This window comes from Shewanella sp. ISS20 (genome assembly GCF_056522965.1).
In genome coordinates this window covers 603,248-625,119 of record NZ_JAWRZK010000001.1, presented here as the reverse complement: position 1 = coordinate 625,119, position 21,872 = coordinate 603,248, and the positions used below count along the sequence as shown (strand labels likewise).

General features: G+C 44.9%; 16 protein-coding genes and 4 pseudogenes. 10 read left to right on the top strand and 10 right to left on the bottom strand.

Translation table 11 applies throughout. The features are described 5' to 3' along the window. The first annotated feature begins 7 nt into the window (after nucleotides 1–7). The gene (locus AC1HDP_RS02745) at nucleotides 8–607 is read left to right on the top strand and encodes a Maf family protein (RefSeq protein WP_479637573.1); all 600 of its coding nucleotides are present in this window, start codon (nucleotides 8–10) and stop codon (nucleotides 605–607) included. 239 nt (nucleotides 608–846) lie between these two features. Here AC1HDP_RS02745 and AC1HDP_RS02740 read toward each other — a convergent pair whose 3' ends face one another. Together AC1HDP_RS02740 and rluC are read right to left on the bottom strand one after the other, a co-directional pair. Continuing rightward, on the bottom strand, nucleotides 847–1,497 hold the full coding sequence (locus tag AC1HDP_RS02740) for an HAD-IIIA family hydrolase (RefSeq protein ID WP_479637572.1): 651 nt from the start codon (nucleotides 1,495–1,497) through the stop codon (nucleotides 847–849). Between the two features lie 7 nt (nucleotides 1,498–1,504). Next, the gene (rluC, locus tag AC1HDP_RS02735) at nucleotides 1,505–2,464 is read right to left on the bottom strand and encodes a 23S rRNA pseudouridine(955/2504/2580) synthase RluC (protein ID WP_479637571.1); all 960 of its coding nucleotides are present in this window, start codon (nucleotides 2,462–2,464) and stop codon (nucleotides 1,505–1,507) included. 575 nt (nucleotides 2,465–3,039) lie between these two features. On the opposite strand from rluC, the gene rne reads away from it, so the two are divergent. The 4 genes and pseudogenes from rne to tnpC all read left to right on the top strand — a co-directional run bounded on the left by rne (nucleotide 3,040) and on the right by tnpC (nucleotide 8,878). Then, complete coding sequence (gene rne / locus AC1HDP_RS02730; RefSeq protein ID WP_479637570.1) at nucleotides 3,040–6,315, top strand: ribonuclease E; 3,276 nt, start codon at nucleotides 3,040–3,042, stop codon at nucleotides 6,313–6,315. A gap of 167 nt (nucleotides 6,316–6,482) precedes the next feature. After that, nucleotides 6,483–6,836 (top strand): IS66 family insertion sequence element accessory protein TnpA, encoded by a 354-nt coding sequence (tnpA, locus tag AC1HDP_RS02725; RefSeq protein ID WP_479639808.1) that lies wholly within the window; start codon nucleotides 6,483–6,485, stop codon nucleotides 6,834–6,836. Continuing rightward, nucleotides 6,830–7,177, top strand: a complete 348-nt coding sequence (gene tnpB / locus AC1HDP_RS02720; RefSeq protein ID WP_479637569.1) for an IS66 family insertion sequence element accessory protein TnpB — start codon at nucleotides 6,830–6,832, stop codon at nucleotides 7,175–7,177. The genes tnpA and tnpB overlap by 7 nt, the downstream gene beginning before the upstream one ends. Nucleotides 7,178–7,256: 79 nt before the next feature. Beyond that, a pseudogene (gene tnpC / locus AC1HDP_RS02715) lies at nucleotides 7,257–8,878 on the top strand (IS66 family transposase). Nucleotides 8,879–8,890: 12 nt separating this feature from the next. On the opposite strand, the gene AC1HDP_RS02710 reads toward tnpC, so the two are convergent. Further along, nucleotides 8,891–9,703 carry a potassium channel family protein gene (locus AC1HDP_RS02710; protein ID WP_479639807.1) on the bottom strand — a complete coding sequence of 271 codons (813 nt, stop codon included), beginning with the start codon at nucleotides 9,701–9,703 and terminating at the stop codon, nucleotides 8,891–8,893. Nucleotides 9,704–10,065: 362 nt separating this feature from the next. On the opposite strand from AC1HDP_RS02710, the pseudogene AC1HDP_RS02705 reads away from it, so the two are divergent. After that, a pseudogene (locus tag AC1HDP_RS02705) lies at nucleotides 10,066–10,757 on the top strand (IS6 family transposase). Between the two features lie 67 nt (nucleotides 10,758–10,824). On the opposite strand, the gene AC1HDP_RS02700 reads toward AC1HDP_RS02705, so the two are convergent. The 3 genes and pseudogenes from AC1HDP_RS02700 to AC1HDP_RS02690 form a co-directional block, all read right to left on the bottom strand. Next, a complete protein-coding gene (locus AC1HDP_RS02700) occupies nucleotides 10,825–11,817 on the bottom strand; it encodes an SDR family NAD(P)-dependent oxidoreductase (protein WP_479637568.1) in 993 nt (330 codons plus the stop codon). 22 nt (nucleotides 11,818–11,839) lie between these two features. Next, nucleotides 11,840–13,561, bottom strand: coding sequence for an alginate export family protein (locus tag AC1HDP_RS02695; protein ID WP_479637567.1), 1,722 nt, complete (start codon nucleotides 13,559–13,561; stop codon nucleotides 11,840–11,842). Between the two features lie 323 nt (nucleotides 13,562–13,884). Further along, nucleotides 13,885–13,959, bottom strand: a pseudogene (locus tag AC1HDP_RS02690) (IS6 family transposase); the annotation flags it as partial. Between AC1HDP_RS02690 and AC1HDP_RS02685 the strand changes: the two are divergent. Continuing rightward, a complete protein-coding gene (locus AC1HDP_RS02685) occupies nucleotides 13,931–14,440 on the top strand; it encodes a toprim domain-containing protein (protein WP_479637566.1) in 510 nt (169 codons plus the stop codon). The pseudogene AC1HDP_RS02690 and the gene AC1HDP_RS02685 overlap by 29 nt on opposite strands. A gap of 15 nt (nucleotides 14,441–14,455) precedes the next feature. Here AC1HDP_RS02685 and AC1HDP_RS02680 read toward each other — a convergent pair. Together AC1HDP_RS02680 and AC1HDP_RS02675 are read right to left on the bottom strand one after the other, a co-directional pair. Beyond that, a protein-coding gene (locus tag AC1HDP_RS02680; RefSeq protein WP_479637565.1) for an IS3 family transposase occupies nucleotides 14,456–15,987 on the bottom strand; the annotation gives its coding sequence in 2 pieces (ribosomal slippage) (nucleotides 14,456–15,525 and nucleotides 15,525–15,987; 1,533 coding nt in all). A gap of 395 nt (nucleotides 15,988–16,382) precedes the next feature. Further along, a pseudogene (locus AC1HDP_RS02675) lies at nucleotides 16,383–17,274 on the bottom strand (bifunctional methionine sulfoxide reductase B/A protein). Nucleotides 17,275–17,377: 103 nt separating this feature from the next. Between AC1HDP_RS02675 and AC1HDP_RS02670 the strand changes: the two are divergent. Then, a complete protein-coding gene (locus AC1HDP_RS02670; protein WP_479637564.1) occupies nucleotides 17,378–18,220 on the top strand; it encodes a 2OG-Fe(II) oxygenase family protein in 843 nt (280 codons plus the stop codon). 64 nt (nucleotides 18,221–18,284) lie between these two features. Beyond that, nucleotides 18,285–19,229 (top strand): ribosome biogenesis GTPase YlqF, encoded by a 945-nt coding sequence (ylqF, locus tag AC1HDP_RS02665; RefSeq protein ID WP_140932351.1) that lies wholly within the window; start codon nucleotides 18,285–18,287, stop codon nucleotides 19,227–19,229. 104 nt (nucleotides 19,230–19,333) lie between these two features. Here ylqF and AC1HDP_RS02660 read toward each other — a convergent pair whose 3' ends face one another. Then, nucleotides 19,334–20,179: a DNA ligase gene (locus AC1HDP_RS02660; RefSeq protein WP_479637563.1), complete on the bottom strand. Its 846-nt coding sequence runs from the start codon at nucleotides 20,177–20,179 to the stop codon at nucleotides 19,334–19,336. A 107-nt stretch (nucleotides 20,180–20,286) separates the two neighbouring features. Here AC1HDP_RS02660 and AC1HDP_RS02655 point away from each other — a divergent pair, with 107 nt between their 5' ends. Continuing rightward, nucleotides 20,287–20,661: a diacylglycerol kinase gene (locus tag AC1HDP_RS02655; RefSeq protein WP_479637562.1), complete on the top strand. Its 375-nt coding sequence runs from the start codon at nucleotides 20,287–20,289 to the stop codon at nucleotides 20,659–20,661. Between the two features lie 80 nt (nucleotides 20,662–20,741). Here AC1HDP_RS02655 and AC1HDP_RS02650 read toward each other — a convergent pair whose 3' ends face one another. Next, nucleotides 20,742–21,593: a LysR family transcriptional regulator gene (locus AC1HDP_RS02650; RefSeq protein WP_479637561.1), complete on the bottom strand. Its 852-nt coding sequence runs from the start codon at nucleotides 21,591–21,593 to the stop codon at nucleotides 20,742–20,744. Between the last annotated feature and the right edge of the window lie 279 nt (nucleotides 21,594–21,872).

Here is a 21,872-nt window from a genome sequence, read left to right as displayed (position 1 = left end):
TTCTTGTATGACCCAACCTTTAATTCTGGCATCCACTTCAACATATCGACGCCAATGCCTCGAAAAACTCGCCATCGACTTTGATTGTCGCGTGCCTAGTACCGATGAAACACCAAATGCGGGTGAGTCAGCACAGCAATTAGTGCAACGCTTAGCTATCGAAAAAGCCAAGGCCTGCATTAATGTAGATAAAGCAGAATTTATCATAGGCTCAGATCAGGTTGCAGTGATCAATGGCACCATCATAGGTAAACCTATGACAGTCGAAAATGCCAAAGCCCAATTAGCCTTAGCCAGCGGGCAAGCGATCACTTTTTATACCGGCTTAGCTTTGCTCGATAGCGCTAATAATTCTTATCAAGTGATTTGCGAACCTTTTACCGTTAAATTTCGCCACTTAACGCCGACGCAAATTGCTAATTACATCCATAAAGAGCAGCCTTTATATTGTGCTGGCAGTTTTAAGTGTGAAGGCTTAGGTATTAGCTTGTTTGAATCTATGACGGGCCGAGATCCGAATAGCTTGATTGGATTACCGCTAGTTGCCTTATGTGAGATGCTTGCCAATGTAGGCATAGATGTATTAGGTGATCATCTATTGAAGTAACAGATGTAGATAATGATTGCTAACTAAAGTAATTAGTCATAGCCGACAGTTTCTAACCGCCTCGTACCAGGTCCTTGAATAGGTTATAACGCTATGATGCTATAACTTGGATAATTAAATGCCGCAGCATGGCTGCTGCGGTTACCATCAAACTAACAGTGCCACTTCCAAGCTAGGATAACCTTAGTTAACAATAAACCTTGTTGGCGACTGACTTTTTTGATAGCTAGAAAGGATGCTTACTGACGAAAGTGTGCGGTGAGGGCCTCTATACTATCGACAATAGCCATAGGCTGCTCAAGGGCTAACAAGCATTTATCTTGCGCGCCATAACTCACACCTATGGTCGCAACCTCAGCACTTTTCCCCATTTGCATATCTAGCCGTGAATCGCCAATCATGATAGTTCTTTTGGCATCTATGTTTAATTGCTGCATTATCTCATGCAGCATTTGCGGGTGTGGCTTACTACTGCATTCATCACTGGTGCGACTCGCCTTAAAATAATGACCGAGTCCAGTTTGTTGCAATGCCGTATCAAGTCCAACTTTAGATTTACCCGTTGCTACCGCCAAGGTAAAACCTTGCTCCGTTAATTGCTGCAACAGCGATTCCACCCCAACAAATAAAGGCGTCGGCACAGCATCGACTTCAATGAACTGCTGCCTAAAAATGTCGATTAACAATTGCGATGATAACGGCACTTGCGGAAATAAAGTGGCTAAAGATTCAGCTAACGACAAGCCAATGATCGCGCGGGTTTCAGCTTCTGATGGCGCAGGTAATTGCAGGTGGCAAGCAAGTTTATCTACGCAAGCAATGATCTTACCGATTGAGTCCATCAGAGTGCCATCCCAATCGAACACGATAAGATCAAATTGCTGACGCATAGACTGCCTACTTCCTTTTAAGCTTAGACAACACAGTTTCGAGTAAGGGATCAAGCGGCGCATTCACTACTTGAATTTCTTCAGTCGCTGGATGAATAAATTGTAATTGTGCAGCATGCAAGAATAAGCGATTCAGGCCATGCACACGCATAGAATCATCAAACTTTTGCTCACTGTATTTATCATCACAAGCAATCGGGTGCCCAGTAAACTGGCAATGGACACGAATTTGATGTGTTCGGCCAGTAATAGGGCTGGCTTGCACTAAGGTCGCACCATCATAACGCTGCATAATTTTGAAGCGAGTTTCTGATACTTTACCTTCAGGATTCACTCGAACAATGCGCTCTCCTGATTTTAAGGTCAGCTTGAGTAACGGCGCTTTCACCGCTTTATCAGTGGCTTGCCAATCACCGCGCACTAGTGCCAAGTAATCTTTTTGCATTTTCTTAGTGCGCAGTTGATCATGCATATGCTTAAGCGCACTGCGTTTTTTAGCCACCAAGAGTACGCCTGAAGTGTCTTTATCAAGACGGTGAACGAGTTCTAAAAACTTTTGTTCTGGGTATAAGGCGCGTAATGCTTCAATCACACCATAATCAACGCCACTGCCACCATGAACAGCAATACCTGCAGGCTTGTTAAGCACTAAGATATGAGTATCTTCAAATAGAATACGTTCTGCCAGTTGAGCCACGCGCGTCAGTTTTGGCGAGGGTGCATTTAATGTGCTAGATTCAGAAACCCGCACAGGTGGAATGCGCACGCAATCCCCAATCTGTAGCTTGTATTCGGGCTTAATACGCTTTTTATTAACCCTGACCTCACCTTTACGGATGATCCGATAAATCATGCTTTTAGGTACGCCTTTTAAACGGGTCACCAAAAAGTTATCAATTCTTTGGTCAAGGTTATCTTCATTAATGTCAACCAGCTCAACCTGGTGCTGTACTGTACTATTCGTCATATCTTGTCACTTAATCAAAACGACCCGCATTGTACAACAAGCCGTAAGATATTGCGGCTTTTCGTTGCTGATTTTTTTGATTGTTGCTATATTCTTAAAGTTATTGGCTTTCGTGGCATTTCTTACACGTCAAATCACCAATATCAGGGCAGATAAGCAAGCTAAAATGGCACTTTACTTAGTCGCAAATGAATGATTTGCAAGCCGTAGTTTGAGTAGAAATTCGATAATACGCTTTTTTACGGCTAAACAAGTTAAGAGTTCAATGACATCATTGATGCCAATTAGCGCTTGCTGCAACCGAATTCGACTATACGATAACCAGTCACCAGACTACGCTCTCGAACTCGGCATTAACGGATGAAACAAACATTTATGGAGTTGGTGTATACCGGTTCCTTGTTTTTGAATTACTAAAAAATAAGCCATAAATAGGTGTGACACGCAGCGATGCGTCGAACAGTGATGCACACCCCAACGCCAATTAGCAAGCCGTGAGGCTGAGTCAGAGTAATAGGCCCGTAATGCACCGAACGCGCTGTTTGGTGACGCGAAACAAGAAGAATCACGTCATCATGAAACGTATGTTAATCAATGCAACTCAATCAGAGGAGTTGCGCGTAGCCCTAGTAGATGGGCAACAACTGTATGATCTGGATATTGAAAGCCCAGGCCATGAACAAAAAAAATCCAACATCTATAAGGGTAAAATTACCCGCGTAGAACCCTCACTGGAAGCGGCCTTCGTAGATTACGGAGCAGAACGCCATGGTTTCCTGCCGTTAAAAGAAATTGGCAGAGAATACTTTCCTAAAGGTTACACTTTCCAAGGTCGTCCGAACATTCGAGAAGTTGTTCAGGAAGGTCAAGAAGTTATCGTTCAAATTGATAAAGAAGAACGTGGTAACAAAGGTGCGGCGTTAACGACTTTCATAAGTCTAGCCGGCTCTTATTTAGTACTTATGCCTAACAACCCTCGCGCCGGTGGTATTTCACGTCGGATTGAAGGTGATGAGCGTACTGAACTTAAAGCCGCGATTGCTGATTTAGACGTGCCAAACGGCATGGGCTTAATCGTGCGTACCGCTGGTGTTGGTAAAGATGCTGCTGAATTAAAGTGGGATCTTAATGTACTGCAACACCACTGGGCAGCCATTAGTGAAGCAGCACTGAGCCGCCCTGCCCCATTCTTAATTCATCAAGAAAGTAACGTCATAGTCCGTGCTATTCGTGACTATTTACGTCGCGATGTCGGTGAAATCCTCATCGATCATTCTGCGGTATTTGAAGATGCTAAGATGCACATTGGTTTAGTGCGTCCCGATTTTGTTGAAAAGGTGAAACTTTACAAGTCTGAAGTGCCACTATTTACCCATTATCAAATCGAATCACAAATCGAGTCAGCATTCCAACGCGAAGTACGTCTGCCATCTGGCGGCTCTATCGTTATTGACCCGACTGAAGCATTAACGTCTATCGATATCAACTCTGCCCGTTCAACTAAAGGCGGTGATATTGAAGAAACGGCTCTGAATACCAACCTTGAAGCGGCTGACGAAATTGCTCGTCAATTACGTTTACGCGATTTAGGTGGGTTGGTTGTTATCGACTTTATCGATATGACTCCAGTTCGCCATCAACGTGATGTTGAAAATCGCCTGCGCGACGCCGTTGCTCATGACCGTGCTCGCGTGCAATTAGGTCGTATTTCTCGCTTTGGTTTAATGGAAATGAGCCGTCAACGCTTACGTCCATCACTTGAAGAATCAGCGGCGCATCTATGCCCACGCTGCCATGGTCAAGGCACTATTCGCGGCACTGAATCATTAGCGTTATCTATTTTACGTTTAATGGAAGAAGAAGCTATCAAGGATAACACTTCGCAAATCGAAGCAATTGTTCCTGTTGAAGTGGCAGCTTTCTTATTAAATGAAAAGCGCAAAGCGATTCGGATCACTGAAGAGCGTCATGGCGTTGAAGTGTATGTCATCCCAGATGCACATATGACCACACCTGACTATCGCGTTGTTCGTCACCGTCAAGATGATGAAAGCCAAGAAGTGAGCTACAAGCGCACCGAAAAGCCAGAGTCTGTCTTATATGAGCCAAGAAAACTTGAGCGTGCCGCAGCATCTCAGCCGGCATTAAAAGGTTTCTCGGCACCGACTCAGCCTATCGCGCCTGTAAAAGATAAAGTAGTTGCGGTTGAAGCTAAAAAAGTAGAACAGCCTGGGTTAATATCAAGACTGTTAAAAGCCTTAGGCTCACTATTTAGCAGTGATGCCGCGCCAGCTGCAGAACCTGTCGCTAAAACCGATGCACGTCCGCAAAATCGTGATAACCGCCGTCGTCGTAATGACACTCGCCGTAATAATACAGCGGGTAGCAGCGACACAGCAGCCGAAGATGCTAAAGACAACCGTCGCAACAAACGCACTGATACTGCTACTTCCACTGATGCGCCAACGCGTAACCGTGATAACAAGCGTGTTAAGCCCGAAGTGGCCAAAACCACTGAAGTTAAAATCGAAGTTAAAGCAAAAGAGCCAGTGACTGCGGTTGAAGCACCAAAGCAAGAAGCTGCGCGTGAACGTCGTCAACGTCGCAATATGCGCCGCAAAGTGCGTGTTGGTGATGAAGTCCAAGATGCGGTTGAAGTGCAAACTCTGGCGACCGAAGTTGAAGCGCCTAAGGCGACCAAGCCAACTAAGCCTCGCCGTCAAAAGCCACAGGAAAAAGTAGCGGCTGAAGACAAGCAAGAACCTAAGCAAAATGAAGCGACTGAACACTTAGCACCAGTAAACGCTGCTGAAACCATGCCTGTGGCTGACGATGTTATCGCTAACGTCAATACTGCTATCCTCGTTGCTGATAGTCATGAAGCCATTGTGGTTGACACTGCTGCTGATAGTGACAATGTTACTGATGTGACTGATGACAAAGCAAAAGAAGGCCAACGTCGTAATCGTCGTAGCCCACGTCATCTGCGCGCCGCTGGTCAACGTCGTCGTCGTGATGAGCAAGATGCTGGTTTTGATGACACTCACGAAAAAGCCGTGTTCTTAACGGTTGAAGAGCAAAATCAAGCGGCTGCCAATGCTCAACAAGCAATTGCGGCTAAAGCAGAAACGCCAGCGCCACAGCCAGTAGTTGTTGAATTGGTTGCTGAAGTGATTGAAGTTGCACCAGTAACAACGCCTGCAATAGAGACTGTGGTAAACGTTATTACTGAAGTTGTTGCTACTCAAACAGCCGTTGAAGTCACTGAACTAGCCGTTGTTAAGTCTGCGCCAGTAGCTACTAGCTCAAGAGTGTCATCATCAAGCAGCCAAGCTCAAGCGACCTCACCTGCCAAAGCGGTTGCTGAAGCGGCTACGCCAACTGTGGTTGAAGCTGTTGAAAAAGCAATTGAGACTGTTGTTGAAACAGTCGTTGCTGAAGTTAACGCGGTTGAACCAGTAGTCGCTAAGACTGCAGCTGTTGTTGCCGTTGAAGCGAGTGCACCTACTCAAACACAACCAGCGAAAACTCAGGCTACAGTAGCATCTACAGTTATTGCAGAAGCGCCAATGGCAAAACCTGCGGCAATTACGCCAACTAAACTGGATAAAGCGATTGTAGACTCTACGCCAGAAGTAGTGGTAAGCGCGCCAGTGGCAGCGACTCATAAACCTAAGGCTGCAAGTCGCTTTGGTACTATGGTAATGTCGACCACGACTAAACCACTGGTTGAAGTACGAGCACAAGTTGACGCCCCAAAAGGCCGTGAGTATCCAAGCCATCAAGTAGAAGATGAGGCTAAGTCTCCTCGTCAAGCCAATAGCGCAACATCAGAAATGGCTCGCCCATAATTAACGTCTGATACCGCATAAAAAAAGCCTTGCATTGCATAATGCCGTTCACTTAGTGTGAACGGCATTTTTTTTAGGCTTAATGGGATACTTGTTTTTACTCATTTTTAGTAAGCGTCCGGGCAAGTACATCTTCACCTTATATTGTTGAACCTCTATCTTAACGACTGACCATTTCATCAGGAGTTAATATAGCTAAACGTTCCCATGAAGACTGGGCTGTTTTGATACAACAACAACCCGCTAGCGGCTTAACGATTACCGCTTTTTGCCGTCAGTATAAGCTTAGTCTTAGCGGATTTTACGCCCGTAAAGCCGATATGACTAAAACAAGCAGTCCAAAGGTTACGCCGTTTGTTCAGGCCACCGTGACCTCGCCGACAGCGATGACGACCCAAGCTCAACCTGGCCCTCCTCAACAAAGTATCTGCTTACAACATCAAACAGGTTTATGGACTTTTCCCTGTTCATTACCCGCAACTTATTTGCTTGATATCATCAAAGGCCTGCAAGCATGTTGATGTTTCGTGAGCTTCCTCGCGTGTACCTGCATCGAGCACCAGTGGATTTTTGTCAATCAATAAATGGCTTAGCCGTTATCGTTGAGCAACAATTGTCGCTATCAGCCACCGATGGCAGCGTGTTTGTGTTTTGTAATAAAGCCCGTGACAAACTCAAGATTTTGTATTGGGATAACACCGGTTTTGCACTTTGGTACAAGCGCCTCGAACAGGCTAAATTCAAGTGGCCAACTCAAAGCGAAGATGAGTGTATGAGCTTATCTGAGCAGCAGTTTCATTGGCTACTTTCAGGATTTGACGTATTAGGCCATCAACATATTAAGGGCTTGAGTTACAGTTGATCGCCATTACGTATGCTGTTTCCCATAATTAGATCACTGTTTCACCCTTATCTAAGGAGCGTTTTGGTATAATCACACCATGAAATTAAGCCCTGAAAACCTACCCAACGACGTTGATTTACTTAAGCAATTATTGCTTGAGACGTTGGCGGCTAAAGAGGCGGAAATCGCGGCGCTCAAACAATCGGTGCAACGTTTGCTGGAGCAGTTTAGGTTAGCCCAGCAAAAGCGTTTTGGTGCCAGCAGTGAAAGCCATGATTATCAAGGTGAGTTGTTTAACGAAGCTGAAGTCACGGTTGATGAGCCCGTTGAATTAACGGCAGATGCTGATGTGTCAGTACCGCCTAAACAACGGGCCAAGCGTAAATTATTGCCTAAAGACCTGCCGCGAGAAATTATTATCCATGACATCAGCGATGAAGATAAGCAGTGTGATTGCTGTGGACATCAGCTGGCGTTAATGGGCCAAGATAGCAGCGAGAAGCTTCAGTTTATTCCGGCACAAATCAGTGTGATTGAACACGTTATATTAAAATACAGCTGCAAGCATTGCGAAACGCAAGGCACTCAGGCCAATATTAAACAAGCGCCGGTGCCCGCCAGTCCTATTCCTAAAAGCTTTGCCACTCCAAGCCTATTAAGCCAACTTATCACCAGTAAGTATCAGTACGCATTACCGCTGTACCGGCAAGAAACCTTGTTCAAGCAACATGGTATCGCCTTAAGTCGGCAAACCATGGCAGATTGGATGATGAAATCGGCCGCGCTGTTTAAACCCTTATATGATTTACTGCACCAGCATTTGTTAACACAAGAAGTCATCCATGCGGACGAAACCACGCTCAACGTGATTAACGATGAGCGGGTGAAATCCTATATGTGGGTGTATTGCTCCGGTGCGGATGGACCAAGCACTGAGCCTAGATATCAAGGTTTACGCAGCATTGTACTGTACGACTATCAAGACGGTAGCCGTGCGAGCTCGTGCGTGAGTCATTTTCTGGCCACCGAGCAAACGGTGTTTAATGGTTATTTACCGGTCGATGGTTACGCAGCTTACCAGCAGGTAAGTCATAAACTTGTGGGCTGTTCGGCTTAGTCTCCTGAGTCGCTCTACCTCCTGCATCCATGCAGTCGTGGGCACACGCGCGGCGTAAGTTCAAAGAAGCGATAGTGGCACAAGGAAAAAACAAAACAGGCAAAGTCAGTAAAGCAGATATGGCACTGAGCATGATAGCCAAGCTGTACCGGATTGAAACGCAAATACAATCACTGAGTTTACAGGAACGGCTGTATTTTAGGCGCACGCACTCAGCTGCCCAACTGGCGTTATTTAAGCAATGGCTGGATAAATCAGCGCAGCAAGTGTCAAAGCAAAGCCCTCTGGGCAAAGCCATCCATTACAGCCTCAATCAATGGTCAAAGCTGAGTCTTTATACAGAAGACAGCCGACTGAATATCGACAACAACCGTGCCGAACGCGCAGTAAAACCGTTTGTGATAGGGCGTAAAAATTGGCTATTTAACCACAACCATCGTGGTGCAGAGGCGAGTGCTATTTTATACAGCATCATAGAAACGGCCAAGGCAAATGGGCTAACGCCATTCGATTACATTGAACACTGTTTAGAGCAATTATCTCACCCTCACTGCGACCTCAATAGCCTCTTACCTTGGCAGGTTGATCTAGGCAAGGTGTAGATCACCGGACGTTTACTTTTCAACTTCCGCTGCTAACTGCCTATATTTTTTAACAAATTTAAAACCATTTTGGATTTGAAAATAAAGTGCCACATAAGCGTTTATGCCGTTGCTAGGAAGAAACTTTACTTCGCCCTCGTGATTCTTAATCATCTCTACGTCATAGTCAGATCCTTTTTGATCTCCAAGCCGTGTATTAGGCTGGTTTAATATGTGATCACTAAAGTCTAAGCTCTTTGATGTAGATATAAATCCAAGACACAAACTTTCAAGCTCGGGCCATTGCTGTGCATAACCATGCTTCACGAGGTCCTCTAGCGAAGATATCAGTTCCTTTAGGCTCTTAAAATAATACTCAATGGCTGGCGTAAAGTGGTGGTCTGACATGCGAAAAGTCGTCTTAAAAAGATCCTGCATGTCATTAAAAGAGAAGTTTTCATTCACAACTTCACTTTTCCTATTACTAATTGGCGTCGTTATTGGGATTGTGTACGAGATATAGCGGTTTATTTTGGCATCCACAAGTTGATTAAAAGCTGAAAATCGGGACTTCGCATGCTTTTCTTCTATTTCCAGCTGCTTTTTATTCTCAAACTCTTGAACTTCCTGGCCGTGTTGATGTGATAGAGAATTCAAAAAAAGACCGATAAGTGTTATTCCTAAAATAGATTCCGATGCTGTTAAAATCTGACTTACAGCACCTACCGGGGTTATGTCACCATACCCTAATGTGGTGATGGTAATAACACTAAAGTAAAGACTGCTAATAAAACCTGACTCATGGTCATTTAGTTTCAAACTTGCATCAGGTATAAGCCAAAAAATAACAGCATATAGTGGGATAAGCCCAAGATAACTAATCCCATATACAGATGGCTTTTGACTAGTTATTTTTTAAAAAAACACACCCATTGAAAATCGCACCTTAGTTTTTAGAGGCAGGTATGGCTAACAGCTTATTGATTAGCAGCAGGATAACCCTCCTGTTTTCTTGTAAGTTCCTTCGTCAGAATATCACTTGTAAGTGTTTGTTGTAAATACATTATTTAACAAAAAATATAGGTTAAATATGACAATTCAGCAGATAAAAAAGATGCATAGGTGTTTACGAGGGGTTCTGTCGCAAAGTTGACGAAATGAACTAAAGTGTAGATGATCTTCGAATATCAATTTGGAGTATCCACTGCATGACAATCAACTTCACTGGCCGACATTACCCATCTGATATCATCAGGCAGGCGCTTCGTTATTACTTGGCTTATAAACTCAGTTACCGTGAAATTGAGGAGATATTCACTGAGCGTAATATCCATTTTGACCACTCAACGCTAAACCATTGGGTGATTAAATACTCACCGCAACTCGATGCCATATTCAGGAATAAAAAACGTCGAGTCTCTGGCTCTTGGCGAATGGACGAAACCTACATCAAAGTTAAAGGTCGCTGGGTCTACTATTATCGAGCCGTCGATAAACACGGCGCCATTATTGATTGCTATCTAAGTGAAACCCGTGATGAGCCAGCGGCTCGGGCTTTTTTCAATAAGGCCATCAACCAACATGGCTTGCCTGAAAAGGTCGTCATAGATAAAAGTGGTGCCAATGCTGCGGCATTGGATACTGTCAATATCCGCCTTTGGCTGTCTGGGCATATGCTGTTTATGATTGAGGTGTTGGCCGTTAAATATCTGAATAATATTGTCGAACAAAGTCGTCGAAAAGTGAAAGGTAAAATGCATCAATGTTTGGGATGGAAGTCCTGGGAAGGTGCAGAGTCAACACTTGCAGGCGTTGAGATTTGCTCGATGATTAAGCAAGGGCAAATGAACACCACCGAAAGGATGACACCATGGGACAATTTTATTCTTTGGCGGCCTAATTGTATCTGAGAGATCTTGCGCCCTCAAATCATAGCTGCAAGATCTCAGTTTGCGACAGAACCTCAATTAATAAGCCGTCCAACCGCCATCAGTTGGGAATAAGCCCCCTGTTAAATTGGAGGCCTCATCGGACAGCAAGAAGCAAATCACCGCTGCCTGCTCCCATACCGTAGATTGACGCTTATTACTATCAGCGTAGGCAAGTAAGCTTAAGGTTTTAGTGCGTCCCATATTCGGCACAGTGGAAACTGTATTTTCCGCCGCGGCGGCTTTAACATATTTAAACGCCATATCCGTCATCGCCGTCTCGGTCGCCGCCATGTTGACCGAATTGACCCGAATACCATAGGCCGCATAGTCAATTGCGGCGCTGCGTGTCAGGCCGTTACAGGCATGCTTACTAGCAACATAAGCTGAGTTGCCAGCAAGGCCTGTTAAACCCGCAATCGAACAAATATTGACAATCGCGCCACCTTTACCTTGTTTCAGCATAGGGTTGAGTTGGGCACGCATCGACTTAAAGACCCCTGTGGCATTCACGGCCATTAAGGTATCAAAATATTCATCCCCCGCATCGGCCACGGGTGTTGGCAATAAGGGCTTTTGCTTTGGATAATCAAGCTCAGTATCCGGTGACATCGCCGCCATTATCCCTGCAGAATTCAAGGCGCCATTGATCTGGCCAAATTTTTCAAGGGTCAGATCTACCGCTTTTTGCAGATCCTCATTACTGCGCACATCCCCTTTAAAAAATTCCGCTTTACCGCCTTCCTTACGGATCTGGGCGACGGTCTCTTTACCTTCTTTGTCTAGCACGTCAAAAATCATCACGCTCGCCCCTTCTCGCGCTAACCTTATCGCCGATGCTGCGCCAATACCGCGGGCACCACCCGTGATAAAGTAGGTACGATCTTGATGGCGCCCCGCAGTAAAAAAGGCCGGATCTAAAGCTTTAATATCCACTTGTTTATATTCGGTTGCCATACTGGTCGTTGGCAATAAGGCCGCCAACACACTGCTGAGTAATAACGCACCTTTCCATGTTGTTGATTTATTCATTATGGTGACTCCGGTTAGTTGATTAAAAACGAGCGATCATGAGGGTACTGGCACTTAACCAATGTTGATAATCATCGTTTAGCGCTTGGCGTATCGCCTCACCAGGAATGGTATAAGCGGCTGAAAAAACGAAGATAAGATTAGCGCTAACGACATAGCGCGCGGTCAAATTGAGCTCTTTGCCTAAATCCTTTGAAGCAAATTGCGAAAGCGCCTGCGCGCCGCCCAAATTGTTTAAGTCATCGGCTTTAAAAAGCCAAAATTGGGGGGTCAATTCCACTTGTGGGGAAACTAATATTCGTCCCATAAAGCGATGGGCAATGACGTTGGAGGTCTGCACCACCTTGTATTGATTCAAACCTTGTACCCATTCATCCCCACCACCACCGGCAAATAAGGGATCCCAACGCTCAAAGGTCGAGGTCGCAGGATCGTCACCGCTAAATTGAGAATAGCGATAGCTGAGGGTCGGTGAAAAGCGCCAATTAACAAAGCGATAGCCCATTTCGATATAAGCTGCCCGGGCATCCATATCAAAGTCATCATGGGTCTGTTTGGCTAATTCCGCCTGCGCATAAATGCTCGACTGGCCTAATTGGCCATCGTAAGCGAGGCGTAAATCGGCGACTCGCAGCCCCTCGCGGGAAAACACGTCATCGCTGGTGTAATATGAAAATCGCGATTCTGGCACGGTTAAATACATGGCGCCAAAGCGCCAACCGCCACTAAAGTTACCCTCATAGTTGGCGCCGTGAATAACGGTCGCGGAATCAATTTCCTCTAATTCATCGGGATCGAGACGAAACAATTCCAGTTTATGGTTATCGTAGACAAATTGTCCCAAAAACAGCTGTTCTGCGGCATAGCGAGGATTGGTTTGCAGTGCAGCGCGCTCACCGCCGTTGGCAGAGCCTAAACGTAAAATCATGCCATTATCGACCTGAAAGGCCTTGCGTCCAGCTAACAGGTTCATCTGGCGAACCCCACTGTCACTGGTGGTATTGTTGGTCATCAGTCCAAGGTAGGCATCTTCAACCGCCAGATGAGTACGGGTTTGGTCGGTAAATAATTCTGGGCCCCAAGAGCCAGATCCAATAGCGCTGACTCCAGCAAACCCACTGATATGTTGAGAAAATGCACTTAAGGCGTACACACCGGCCTCGATACTGGATTCAAGCCAAGGATCAGGGCCTGACTCACCGCCGGAGGGCGCGGTGGCCAAGGGATTGCCCGCAGTTAACACCTCGGGACGGCCGAAAAAAGCCCTATCGTTGGCATAAATCAGATTTTTATTTTCCAGTTTTGCCAGCAATACCTGCTCATCATTGGCAAACAGAGTGGGGAAATCGCTAATACCCCCGCCAGCGAATACCCCCATCGCCTCCTGTTGCAAGGGTTTTGCTTGGTCGGTCAACGCCACATTCAGCACTAAGGTAACTTGACCATCACTGCTTAATTGAGGCAGATACTCGGCATCCTTGACAAATCGTAGGCGTTTTACCTTATTTAACATGATATTGCTGCGAGTTGGCTCAAAACTCGCCCCTGGATAAGCCCCAAAGGCCTTGAGCACGGCGCTGCGATAGGTCTCATTTTCTTGCTGCTCGCCATCAAATAACACTTTTACCGCCACAATGCGCCGCCCACCGAGATCGGCATAACCATCAGCATTCACACTTAAGGGGGTTAACCAGGACAACAGCAATAATGGTGCTATATAACAAAACCTCAGGTGTCGATTCATCACTTTCCATTTCCTTATCATTCGTTTTTATCGCTAACAACGGCTACTTTTAGGCTGATGAGCCACAACGTGCTGGATTTGACTGAACTCAGCCATTAAGACTGAAAACATTAACCTTGTAAGTCATGAAAAAGGCAGGCTATCAAAGTCATCGATACTGAGTATAGTGGCAGTTTACGCACTCGCGAGGGCATTCAAATGTTATGTCAGTCCATTCATTTTAAACATCATTTTTTTGACATGAACATGACGATGTCACTGGTTCTGTCGCAAACTGAGATCTTGCAGCTATGATTTGAGGGCGCAAGATCTCTCAGATACAATTAGGCCGCCAAAGAATAAAATTGTTCCCATGGTGTCATCCTTTCGGTGGTGTTCATTTGCCCTTGCTTAATCATCGGGTTCTGTCGCAAAGTAACATCCTGTTTTGGTCACATGCTCGAACTGTTCGATCCCGAAGATTACGATGAAACACTTCAAAAATGGTCAATGGATGACTTGCCGATTAAGGCAGTCTATCCGCCAAAGCTCAAACCCAAAGAAGACGCTAAACAACGCTTAGACGTCATTTTTGCACTCATTAAACAGGCAGATGAAATCGTCCACGCAGGGGACGCTGACGAAGAAGGTCAGCTTTTAGTTGACGAGATTTTGCTGTACGCCAAAAACACAAAGCCCGTTAAACGGGTATTGATTGCCGACCTGAACTTAAAACCTGTCCAAAAAGCCTTGGCAAACCTAAAACCCAATAGCGAATTTGAGCACCTAGGGCGCAGTGCGCTAGCGCGTTCTATTGGCGATCAACTGTTTGGCTACAACCTGACAAGGGGCTTTACCCTGCAAGGCCGCAAACAGGGCTTTCGGTGTTTTTCAAGGTAGTTGTCGCTTGAGCTATTAAGCTGCCTCTTTTTTCCTCTCCGGATTTAGATCCACATCGCCAACATGATTCCAGTTCCTAACCTCTTTGGACCAGCGATTTGGATTCAGTGTTCTTGCCTTTGCATACAACTCTGAACGATTAGCCAGTATTGCCTGATCCTCACCTTTATGTCGCTGCGCTGGGGTGACAAATTTTATCCTGCTGTGACGATGCTCAGTGTTGTACCATTGAACAAAGTCTCTGACCCAGGCCCTGGCATCGTCCAGTGTTTTAAAGCCTTCACTCGGCCATCGACGACTGTATTTGACTGTGCGAAACAGGGATTCTGAGTAAGGATTATCATTGCTGACACCTGGTCGGCTACGTGAGCCAACAACTCCCATTTCCATCATCTTTGCTTGCATGGTCAGACTCTTCATTGGGCTGCCATTGTCAGAGTGCAAAACAAGCTTTTCATTGACGCATTTCTCAGACCATAAGGTGCGTTCCAGAAGGTTGGCTGCATGCTCACCCGACTCGCTGTCATGCACTTCCCATCCCACCACTTTGCGGCTAAATATATCCATTATCATATACAGATAGAAAAACTGACCAATGACTGTTGAGGGGCAATACGAAATATCCCAAGTCCACACTTCACAAGGCCCTGTAGCGGTAAACCCATTTGGTTTTGCTATGCTCCCTTTAGGTTTAGCCTTGCCCCTGTGTTTCAGCTGATTATGGGCTTTGAGGATACGATAAAAGCTCGATTCCGAACCCAGATACACGGCTTCATCAGCCAATATCGGTACGATTTGGCTGGGTGACAGGCTGGCAAATCGCTCCTGGTTACTGATGTCTAATATGGCTTGTTGTTCCACTTCTGTTAACTTGTTAGCAGGCACGGGTCTGGCCGCCTCTGGCCGTTTATCTGCACTGACACAACCCGTTTCCAACCATCGTTGTAATGTGCGTAGGGATAATCCGATTTCCGCACAGGCTTTATGCTTTCTCGCACCTGCGCTGACAGCATCATCAACCAAAGATACATAGTATTGCCTATCTGAGAGCGTGGTTAATTGTCCTCGTCTTCCCCCCAGTAGGCATTTAACTTTTTTCTAAGCACCAGAAGAGCTGCGGTTTCGGCCAAGGCTGCATCTTTCCGTTTTAACTCTCTCTCCAACTCTTTAATGCGTTTTTTGTCGGCTTTACGCTCTTGTGCCTGCTGCTTGCGCTTCTGTGCCTCGGTCTGATTACCTGAAATACAGCTCAGTTTCCATTGCTGGATTTGCTCAGGAAACAGTCCTTTCTTGCGACAATACTCACTTAACTCAACTGCCGACATTGCGGCCGTTTCTATCACCGCAGAAAACTTCCGCTCCGCGGACCAATCATCTGGTTCATTACTTTTTGTCAAACTGAAATCGGTCTCTGCATACTTTTCCCGCCAACCATACAGAGTAGAAAGACTGATACCTTCTCTCTGTGAAAACTGACGCAATGATAAACCGCTTTCCATCAACTTACTAACGACTGCTTTTTTGTGCGCTTCAGGATAATGTCTCACTCAAACCTAACTTCCGCCTCCTGTCCAATAGTATTAAAAACTGAGGCGACAACTATCCTGACACAGGGGGAGATCGTCAAGCGATCTGTCTTAACTGATCGGCATTAATGCATTGCATGGCTTTTTTATTTTTATCACCTTGAGTCACTAAGCCGCAATCAGCCTCACTTAACTAGCTAGCTAGCCACTGCCACTGAGTACTCAATAGGATTAGGCTTACTCGCTTGGGCATGTATTTTTATCTAGTCTCAGCCCCACTTTCAATCAACCAAATCTACTAGCCCCATTCCTTAAAGGCGATTTTAAATGCTTAGAGGTTAACTGCTGAAACTCGCTAAAATAGCGCAATAGTTAACTAGTGCGCTTTGGCGATATTGGATACTAAGAGAGAAATCCTATTTTAATCGCTCACTAAATTGCTGTAATACTTTGGTTAATTTTGGCCGAATGACAAACTTGCAATAACCTTGCTGACCATTTTGTTCAAAGTAATTTTGATGATAGGTCTCAGCACCAAAAAAGTGAGTAAAGGGCGACACTTCAGTCACTATCTCTAGCTTGTCGCGCTGCTTAATTTCAGCAATCTTAACTTCAGCATCATTTTTTTGGTCATCATTATGGAAAAATATCACTGAGCGATATTGCGGGCCAATATCATTACCTTGCCGATTTAAGGTGGTGGGATCGTGCGCCACAAAAAACACTTCAAGTAACTCACTAAAACTGATGACATTGGGGTTAAATTCTATCTGCACCACTTCTGCATGCTGAGTCTTACCTGTGCACACTTGGCGATAATCTGCGTCACTATCCTCGCCACCACTGTAGCCAGAGGCGACTGTTTCCACGCCCTTAATCGCTAAGAAAATGGCTTCAGTACACCAAAAGCAGCCGCCCCCCAAGGTCGTTAACTCAATAGGTTCACTCATGTTCAACCTGCCCTTTAAACAGTAATGATGCAGAATTTACGCAGTGACGAACATTACGCTCAGTTAAATATTCACCGTTAAATACATGGCCAAGATGCCCATCACACTGACTGCACACGATTTCGACTCGGCGACCATCTTTATCACCGTGGCGCGTCACGGCACCTTGAATTTCATCATCAAAAGCAGGCCAACCGCAATGAGCTTGAAATTTATGTTGAGACAAATAAAGCGGTTGTTCGCAGCGACGACACACATAAACACCTGGGGCATTATGCTTGTCATATTGCCCTGAATATGGCGCTTCCGTGCCTTTTTGTTCGATCACAAAACGTTCAAACTCAGTTAATTCAGCCATGATAATTTCTCCAATTTCATAGTGTTAAACTATAAGTGTGCAATTTTTACACCTTGCATCATCCAGGGCCTGCGTTTACACTGAGGCCGACATGGAGAGCAGTATGTTAATAAATATCGATTTTCGCGCAAAGGATTGTGCCAAGTACTTTTGCCAAAGCTTACAACAACATGGAATAGTGCTATTACAGCAAACACCCATTGATTTTGAATTAGTGACTCGCCTTAATCTGCACTGGCAACATTACTTTAGTGATCCTGCTAAATACCACTATTTATTTCATCCCCAAGATCAACTTGGCTTTTACCCGTTAGAAATTTCTGAAACCGCCAAAGATCACTGTGTCAAAGACATCAAAGAATTTTTTCATTATAGGCCTGAAGCAAAAATACCAGCGTCTTTACAATCAATGACTCAAGCCTACTTTGAGCAAGCGCGCACCCTCAGCTCACAATTAATGACCATGCTAGTAGATGATGCCACCCAACACTTACACCATCCGTTATCAGCGCTAAGTTTAACTACGCCGCATAAGCAACATTTACTGCGTATAGTCCATTATCCGCCGCTTGATGATTCCGCCGAGTTTGGCGCTTATCCATGCGCCCCGCATCATGATATTAACTTACTGACAATTACACCATTAACCGCCAGTAATGCCTTAGAATATCGTATCAATCACGCTTGGCACGCAATTCCTTATGCACCCAATACTATGCTAGTGATAGTGGGCGAAATGCTGACAGAAATCAGCCAAGGCCTGTATCCCTCATTATGTCACCGTGTTGAGCAAACAGGTAACTCTCGGACCCCAAAAGCTAATTTAGAGATCCCATTTTTTTATCATGCAGCGCCAAACCAAGTGTTATCACTGCGAGCCACCGCATCTGAGATGCTAAATGCGCGATTAATCGACCTAGGCGTACTCACCAAACAGATTGATTGAGCAATTTGATCAATAACAAGGTAAAATGCTGCGATTATTTTTTGACTCAGGATATTTAGCTCTTATGGCGATCCAATGGTTCCCAGGACATATGCATAAGGCGCGCAAAGAAATTGCCGAAGCCATGCCCACCGTAGATTTAGTCATTGAAGTTCTTGATGCTAGAATTCCCTACAGCAGTGAAAACCCGTTAGTGAAACAACTAAGGGGCGATAGACCTTGTATTAAATTGCTTAATAAGAGCGATTTGGCCGACCCTGTGGTTACTGAGCAATGGATAGCCCACTTAGAGCAAGAGCAAGGCGTTAAGGCCATGGCGGTCACAACGTTACAACCGGCGCTCATCAAACGCATTATTCCAGAATTATGCCGCAAGTTAGTACCACATAGAGCCGATACTGAAAAAGACATTCGCACTATGATCATGGGGATCCCTAACGTAGGAAAATCCACCATCATCAATACCTTGGCTGGTCGTGTGATAGCCAAAACCGGTAACGAACCGGCGGTGACTAAGTCACAGCAAAGAATTAATCTGCGTAACGGTATTGTTCTTAACGATACCCCAGGTATTTTGTGGCCAAAAGTGGATAATGTGGCCTCTAGCTATCGCTTGGCGGTGACGGGTGCCATCAAAGATACCGCGATGGAATATGAAGATGTCGCTATGTTTGCGGTAGGCTTTATGCGTGATGCTTATCCACAAGAATTGCAGCAAAGATACAAGTTAACCACCATTGATTTAGAAGAGCTACCTTTGCTTGAAGCCATTGGCATTAGCCGCGGCGCTCGCAGACCCGGTGGCTATATTGATTTGCATAAGGTTTCTGAATTATTACTGCACGAATATCGCAGCGGTAAAATTGGGTTGTTAACCTTAGAAACCCCAACGATGGCAATTGCAGAACAACTTGAAGTTGAGCGCATGTTGGCCGAGAAAGAAGCGCTGCGCCAAGAGCAACTCGAAGCTGAAAAGCGTCGCCGCTCAGGTGTTAGACACAACGACTAGCATGACTTAACTACATAGTTAAGGTTCAAGCACTAAGCGTTGACTATGTCGCCGCTATTACGGTTATTAATTTTATAACCATAATAGCGGCGTTAAAACCATAGTTAAGGGTTGCTGCGTATTCGCACAAAACTGGCAAATCTTGGTTTTCCCTTAGCCGTTAATCCTTGATATCGATAAGTAACCACAGCGCCAATCACAGGTGGATGATTTCTTTCTTGTAAGCTAAACCCTGTACCTATGGCAAACTCTACGCCATTAGCGGTTCTCACTTTTAACGCCCCCATCTTGCCAATCAAGGCTTTTTTTCCGGCCACATAACCAATCACAGTCGCTTCAGCGTCCATATAAGGTTTAACTTTTATGAGTGCTTGCTTATCGCCGGGTAAATACTTAGCGCTCGCAAGGTGCAGCATTAGCCCTTCCCCGCCAGCGGCTATCACCTTGTCAAGTTGGTGCGCTAACTCAAGTTGTGATGTTAATGAGTATTGATCAATCACTTCAAGCGTGGGATTTATCCCAGTCAGATGCGTCAAAGCCCATTGATATCGCTCATTAAAAGGCAAATCTAGATGCGGTACATCAAACACCATATATTTAAGTGGCTGTGGTTTCAGTATCGACTTTTGACCTTGATGAGCCTGAAAACTGGCAAGCATTGTCTGCACTTGCTCAAATTTACCGCGCCCGGCCCAAAGCTCGCCATCTAAACTCGTACTCGGAAAGTTGGCTGTAAATTCTGGTGGTAAATGAATAACATGGCCTTGCTTTGACCACATAGTATTGCCATCCCAATAGCCCCTAACACCATCAAGTTTCTCACTCACTAGATATAAAGCAACATCGACCCCATGATAATCATTACCTGCAAGTTGCAACTTCTCCATAGGCGCTGAATTTAGGTTACTCGCCCATAAAAAATTCATCAAAAAAATAATGGTGCGCATCATTAGCCCCTCAGTATGTTTAATTAAGTATTGTATAAACTCACTTAACCCTAAAAAAACAAACTGATATAATGCAAACCTCAATAGAATCCAATGCCTTAGAGTGATCAATGAAACCGGCTAACAATAATGGAATAAAACGCGTGATCCGAGCTACCGGATTTTCGATGCAAGGATTAACAGCAGCGTGGAAGCATGAAGCGGCATTTAGACAAGAAGCCATATTGGCGGCGATTTTACTGCCAATAGCTATCTTATTGCCCGTGGCTTTGATCATAAAATTGGTGTTAATTAGTACGGTATTTATTGTACTTATCACCGAATTACTCAATTCAGCGATAGAAGCTGTAGTCGATAGGATCAGTGATGAAATTCATCCGCTCAGTGGTAGAGCAAAAGATATTGCCTCTGCCGCCGTATTTATGAGTCTAGCCTTATGCGGCATCACTTGGGCGTTAGTCCTCATTGATATTGTTATTAATTAGTAATATTAAAAGCGAACAGCACTGGCAATTCAGCTGTTAGCCATAGTGGCTTAAGCAGCTGATTTTCGATTTTTTATTGATTATCGCAATTTGCTGCACTCTTGCAGCAATTCAATGGTGGCAGTAATTTCTGCAATATTTGCCGATTGCGGCCAATAGGTAGCGTAGATATTTCTGGTTAAGTAACTCGCATTCGTCACTAAAAATAGCTGCTCATCAGCCAGTAACGATTGAATAAAATCAAGCGGTAAAAATGCCAGCCCCACTTGTGTTAACAAATAATTTAATGCCATATCGGCCGAGCTAGTATGCAACATAGGGACGGGCAGATGGTGATAATGCTGCGCATGCCAACTGTTAAAGGCCGTGCCCCAATCTACCTTAACATATGCAAGCTCATTCACTTGCTCCAAGCTTACCTGTCTTGAACTCACTAACACTAACTCTAACTGTCCTACCGCCACTTGCACTAAGTCATCGAGTTTGGGCGGATCTAAACTAATGCTGACATCCAAAGACTTATCAAGCAAACGCCTAGCAACTGTGGCATCTGGCTTTTCGTCCGTTCTTAATGCCACCCCATCAAGCCCTTGATAAAGGCGATGGATTCTTTTCTTAAGGTAAATGTCCCAAATGTTGGGTCCCGTACCTATGGCCAGCTGAATACTTTGTTGCAGACTCAAAGACACATCTTGTTTCGCTTGCTCCCAAGCGGTCAACACAGCTTCAGCATGGACTAGCATGCGTTCGCCAGCATGAGTGGGATGGATATTATTGCGTTGGCGTTCAAACAAGGCCACCCCTAAAATCCCTTCAAGCTGCTTGACCCTAAAACTCACGGCACTTCGAGTGAGGTAAAGATTATCCGCCGCTTTCCCAAAATGACGCGTTCTGGAAACTTCCAAAAAGGTCTTGAGCAAATCTGTATCCATAAAAATTCTTTACCAAAAGTGCGAAAATATTTTGATTTCAGTCACAATAATACTCGCCAAGACTCAGCTTGAAAATCGTTTATCAGTAAAAAATTACGCGGCATATGTAGAAAAACAGCATCAAGACAACGCGTTAGCCCCAAAATATCATTGCCACTATCTAAGCGAGTGCAAAGTTCACGTCACTAAACTTTTGCAGCATTCACTCTTAAACACTTTTGTAGGTAATCATTAACCAATCATTCCCATAACAACTGTGATTTTATTCACAAGTGCGTT